This is a genomic window from Acetobacter sp. DmW_125128, assembly GCF_008704325.1.
GTDB classification, from domain to species: domain Bacteria; phylum Pseudomonadota; class Alphaproteobacteria; order Acetobacterales; family Acetobacteraceae; genus Acetobacter; species Acetobacter oryzifermentans.
Genome location: NZ_VHOP01000048.1, coordinates 1 through 5379, shown reverse-complemented (window position 1 = coordinate 5379; position 5379 = coordinate 1). Strand labels below are relative to the sequence as shown.

At 51.8% G+C, this 5379-nt stretch carries 5 protein-coding genes; 2 read left to right on the top strand and 3 right to left on the bottom strand.

Features of this window, described 5'->3' with window-relative positions; genetic code table 11:
- Nucleotides 1-10: 10 nt before the first annotated feature.
- A complete protein-coding gene (locus FKW19_RS15540) occupies nt 11-379 on the bottom strand; it encodes a hypothetical protein (protein WP_183172742.1) in 369 nt (122 codons plus the stop codon).
- A gap of 529 nt (nt 380-908) precedes the next feature.
- Between FKW19_RS15540 and FKW19_RS12870 the strand changes: the two genes are divergently transcribed.
- Together FKW19_RS12870 and FKW19_RS12865 are read left to right on the top strand one after the other, a co-directional pair.
- Complete coding sequence (locus tag FKW19_RS12870; protein WP_238331374.1) at nt 909-3239, top strand: TonB-dependent receptor domain-containing protein; 2331 nt, start codon at nt 909-911, stop codon at nt 3237-3239.
- Nucleotides 3240-3250: 11 nt separating this feature from the next.
- Nucleotides 3251-4591 carry a PepSY domain-containing protein gene (locus tag FKW19_RS12865; RefSeq protein ID WP_116100368.1) on the top strand — a complete coding sequence of 447 codons (1341 nt, stop codon included), beginning with the start codon at nt 3251-3253 and terminating at the stop codon, nt 4589-4591.
- 132 nt (nt 4592-4723) lie between these two features.
- On the opposite strand, the gene FKW19_RS15825 is transcribed toward FKW19_RS12865, so the two are convergent.
- Complete coding sequence (locus FKW19_RS15825) at nt 4724-4954, bottom strand: SCO family protein (RefSeq protein ID WP_238331373.1); 231 nt, start codon at nt 4952-4954, stop codon at nt 4724-4726.
- Nucleotides 4955-5053: 99 nt separating this feature from the next.
- The coding region (locus tag FKW19_RS12855; RefSeq protein ID WP_150150587.1) for an integrase core domain-containing protein at nt 5054-5379 on the bottom strand (326 nt) is incomplete at its 5' end.

Below are 5379 nucleotides of genomic sequence, written 5' to 3'. Positions count from 1 at the left end.
ATCGTGTCCGTCACGCATCGGACCACGCTACAGGAACGCCATCCGGTGACGATTGATCTTCAGGTTTTCGCTCCATCACAGTAAGCCACGTCGTACGTCGTAACTTCCTGCCTCCTGCCAGCATTCCTATGAGAAAAATGGACTTGTCTTGACCCAAAGTGCGATCAGCAAAGCTAAAAACAGAAGAATGGTACTGACCGACACCAAACACACCGCCGACACTGAACATCAAGCCACCCACGGTAGCACCTACCGCAATGGCGCGACCACCTTCCCGCTGGCGCTTTCGGCCTGATCGGGAACTGCATAAGCAACCCAATTCAACCACACCCAAGGACGCCCCTAACCCTCTCCGCATAGCAAACATTATCTGCGGCATGTGTGCGTTGCACTTCCGGCGCTGATATTATCTAGTTCGCAAAAAGAATTTGATATAATTGTCTTCACATGCTCTCTCGCACTCACAGTTCAACCTACCTGCTGGCCTTCTGGCCTCTCGTATTGCTTGCGCTGATTGCACGCCTGACATTTGGCGGAATTGCTTCCCCAACAGCACTGATCGACGATCCCCTCAAAACTTTTACACAGCTGAGCATTCTTTGCGATGCTCAGAACACATCGTCTGATCCAGACGGACAGAACCATCACTCAACCGCTCCCGACGATGACGGCTTTCTTCTGTCCGAGGCATTGGATCTGCTTATTGTAAGCATCGTTTTCTGTCTTTTTATAGGATTGTGTGTTGCTGGCATTCGCCAGACATGGATGTTCACAGCCATCCGGGGGCCGCCAACACCGAAACGGACTTCTCTCTGCCCTCAGGGACCTCCTGTCTGATCTGAATTGAAAGAGCCGCTCACCTAATCATGTAGGTGAGCTTTTTGTGCTGTCTCTTCAGGTTCCTTCACATGTTTCGTACTGTTTATTTTTCACTCCCGTTTTACGGGACAATGATCGCTGGTGCCATTTTCTCGGCCACCACGACGCACGCTGCCATCGGTGCAAAGAAGCCTCGTCCATCTTTGAGTAAGCGTGTTCTTCCTACGCCCAGAACCAAAAAAACTCCCGTCAAAAACGAACAGATTCTTGTAACGGGATTAAGCCGATCTTCAGCCCTTACTCGACCTGCAGGCCAGACGACTTATAGTTCCGACCGAAGTAATTTCGCGAACCAGGTTGGACAGAGTGTTGCCGATATGGTGGTCACCATTCCTGGCGTCAGCTTCACTCAGGGAAATGGCCCTCGCGATACAAACGTTTCCATTCGTGGGTCGGGAGATCGTCAATCATGGGGACTTAAAAATATTCAGGTGTTGGAAGATGGTTTCCCCATGACCCAGCCCGATGGGACAGCTCGGGCCGACTTGATCGACCCTCATGCCTATCAGGGTGTCGATGTTTTCGAGGGGCCAGCCTCAACCCTGTATGGTAATTATGCCATCAACGGCGCCATCAATTTCCGCACCCGGAAGGGAGCAGATATTCACGGACTGGAACTGGGCTCCGATTTCGGCAGTTTCGGGATGTTCAACAACTATGCCACCCTCGGCTTTGGCAACAGACACTACGATCTGATGATCTTTGGCAGCGATGTGCGTGGAAACGGCTTCATTGCCAATAGTCGTTATAATACCTCGACAGAAAATGTGCGGCTGCGTGTCAATCTGACGTCTGCTGATCGTCTTATCCTGAAATTTGTCAACAACGTCACGGATGCGTTTTTGCCAGCAAGATTGTCACTCAACCAGTATCGGGCCAATCCTTACCAGCAAGGGTGCGCCAATGCGTCCAGCGCAGCAACTGGCTGCGCATCTGTCAATCTGTTGGTCAATGGCCGCTATGGCGCGAAGGTTGCCATGAGCCCTGAAGAGGCAGGGTTGGGGCGCTTTGATCGGCGCACGGTGGTTGGCCTGCGCTGGGAGCATGATTTCAACAGCCACACAACATGGCGAAACCAGTTTACATACGATCAGCGCCATATCGACCAGCCAACGTCCCCTATGGCGTATGTCGGTCCTTATAATTCCTATAATGTAAGCAGCGACATAACCAACCATGCGCAACTTGCGGGCAGAGCGTTGGAAACATTTGCTGGCGTGAATTTTGATTATCTCGATTTTGGTTCACAGACTTACAACATCATGCCCCTGGGCGGTGCAACACGAGGGGCCATGAATTCCGAAAGCTACGGGCACCAGTGGAATCTCGGAGCGCGCTTTCAGGAAGACTGGCATTTTGCACCCGACTGGCACATTGTCGCCGGGCTTGGCGGCACATATTCCGATATTGGCGCAACCGAAACACTCTATGGCTACTCCGCAACGCTCAACACCCAGCGGGCCATCACAGCCAATCGTTTCTATTTCAATCTCGCGCCAGAAGGCGCGTTGATTTATACGCCATCAAAAGACTGGACGCTTCATACCCGTGTTGGCACAGCCTATGGCACCCCATCCTCTTCCAATCTTTTCATTACGCCACAGGGGGAATACGGGAACAATACACAACTGAAAAGCCAGACAAGTGTCGGCATTGATCTGGGCGCTGACTGGCATCCCTCTTCGACGATCAGCATTCAGGCAACAGGTTTTTACGAGTTTTATAAGAACGAACTGGTCAGCCAGTCTGCCGGTGTCAACACCGTTGGTTCCTACACTTTTAACGCACCCGCGTCCGAACATCGTGGTGTTGTTCTGGGTGTGGCGTGGAAGCCGTTGCCCAAAATGCTTCCCGGCGGTCGGGTTAAACTGAGCTACACCTATGATAACCAGATTTATACCAATTATACCGAAGTTCTTTCCAACAGCACGCTCTCACACAGCTTCAGCCGTAAAGGGCATTATATCCCCGGGGTCATTCCCAATTTTCTTAATGCCCGCTTTCTTTATGACCAGCCTGACGGTTTACTGGAAGGGCTGGGCGGATACGCGGAAGTCACGTGGCGTGATTCTTACTGGCTAGATAACGCCAATCGCCTGAAAGCGCCGGGGTATGCGCTGCTTAATCTTGAAATACATTATGATCCCCCCGCCCGGTTTGGCTGGGCACATCGTTTGCACTGGTATTTCGAGGTACAGAACGTCGCCAACCAGACCTATATCGCAGGGGCCACAAACATCAGCGATAAACTGCAAGCCAATGGTCAGCAGGCCGGTGCCACGACACTCATGAACAGCACAGGCTCCATCTATGCAGGTTCGCCCCGTGCGTATTTTGGCGGCATGCGGATCAGGTTTTGAGGGATAGTGCCATGACCATACACATTGCCACTCTCTGGCCAGACCGCCGCACGCTCTGGCGCTGGCATTTCTTCGCAGGGCTGTTCTGCCTGCCTTTTGTGGCTTTTCTCTCTCTGACCGGAGCGGTTTATCTCTTCAAACCCCAGATTGATGACTGGATTGACTGGCGATATGACCATCTGCTCACAGTTCAGTCGCCCTCTCCCAAGCGTGACGTTCAGGCTGCTTTATCAGCAGTGCCGCAGGGGGCTTTCCTGGCTTATGAACTTCCGCGGACTTCGCAGAGTGCCGCACGTATTCTGGTCAGCAGACCAGAAGGAGAGGCCGTGCGGGTCTATGTGGACAGGAACACCCACACTGTTCTGAAAACTGTTCTGGAAGAGAACAGATTTGAGCGTCTGGTTTTTCGGTTGCACGGTCAGTTGCTGCTGGGCAATATGGGTTCTGTCATTATGGAAATGGTTGCATCATGGACCATTGTGCTCATTGTGACAGGCCTACTGCTCTGGTGGCCTCGCGGTCAGAATGGACTGGCAGGCGTTGTTTATCCACGCCTTGGCATAAAGGGACGAACCCGGTGGCGGGATCTCCATGCCGTCACTGGCGTGTGGGCATCAGTGTTTCTGGTGCTGTTTCTGGTATCCGGTCTACCGTGGTCCTTTGTCTGGGGACATACCCTGCAATCGGTCGAAAACACGGTTGGTCGCCTGACCTCAGTCAAGGACTGGGAAATCGGCGCGGTTCCAGCCGCCACGGTCATTGCCGGGCACCCGGTCGGGCAATCACAGAAGCAGCCTGCAACAGGCAGCATGGATATGCCCGGTATGGATATGCCAACCGTCTCCACCTCTTTTCCTGAAGAGGACTTGGTAAGCAGTCTGGATACTGTTGTACAGACCGCGAGCACTCTCTCCCTGCCCGCTCCGGTCATCATTACGCCATCTGGTTCTATGTGGACTGTACGTTCCGACACGCAAAACCGACCTTTGCGAGAAAGTGTGACGGTAACACCAGATGGCCATGTGCAGGCACATATAACTTTCGCCCAGAAAGGCCTTATCGATCGGATCATTGGCTACGGCGTTGCGGCGCATGAAGGCCAGCTTTTTGGAAAGATGAATCAGGCTATCAATTTTTTAGTGGCAACTGGTTTACTGATGATGAGCAGTGCAGCAACAGTGTTGTGGCTTAAACGTAAACCTGTGGGAACCTTGGGGGTTCCGCCCGCCATGCCTTCTCAGAGATATGGAATTGTCGGTATTATGACCCTTGTCATTCTGGGGCTGCTTCTACCAGAACTGGGGGCCGCATTACTTGTTCTGACTCTCGCAAACCGGATGTTTGCGAGATGAGGTCAAACCTGACATCAGGAGGATGGTAAAAGTCATCTGAGCTCGCTTGCAATCTGATGGGCACTAGCATCAACGAGGATCATGCCAACCAGATGATTTTGTCCATGCATGAGGTAAAGAAGCGAACTATGATCAACGAGATAGTCTGAAGCATTGGGAGCATGACGCCGTACTGAGACATGAAACTCCCTCAAAACGAGGCTGAAGCTGAGGTTCCGATCCTATCAAACCAACAATGCGCGGGGAAAAACGTTCAATATACTCCTCTAAAACTTCAGGGGTATCACGTTCGGGATCAACTGAAATGAACACGGGAATAATGTTTTGTCCCCGCTTACCAAGCCCCTCAAGAGCGGCTGACACAGTCACTAGTGTCAACGGGAAGACGTCCACACTGAATTGTCTCGGGTTTTGTAGAGACGTTTTTTATCTGAACTAAGCGGCTAAAGCATGTAATTTCTGCTAAGCATAAAAACAAGTCTTAGCTTCTGCTGGCGGGATATTTCCCATGGATGACAGAATGCGGCGATTATTGAACCAATCCATCCATTTGAGTGTGGCCAGTTCAACAGCGTCCCTATTTTTCCATAGCCCCTGCTGATAGATAAGTTCAGTTTTGTAGAGCTCATTTATGGTCTCAGCCAGGGCGTTATCATAGGAATCCCCAACATTTCCGACAGAGGCAACGAGACCTGCTTCAGTCAGTCTTTGCGTGTAGCGAATGGACACATATTGACAGCCGCGGTCGGAATGGTGGGTCACTTTTCCCTCTGGCCGCCTCTGGCACA

Coding starts and splice junctions, on each gene's coding strand:
- FKW19_RS12865 (WP_116100368.1), top strand. CDS start 3,251: ATGACCATACACATTGCCACTCTCTGGCCAGACCGCCGCACGCTCTGG.
- FKW19_RS12870 (WP_238331374.1), top strand. CDS start 909: ATGTTTCGTACTGTTTATTTTTCACTCCCGTTTTACGGGACAATGATC.
- FKW19_RS15540 (WP_183172742.1), bottom strand. CDS start 379: ATGCCGCAGATAATGTTTGCTATGCGGAGAGGGTTAGGGGCGTCCTTG.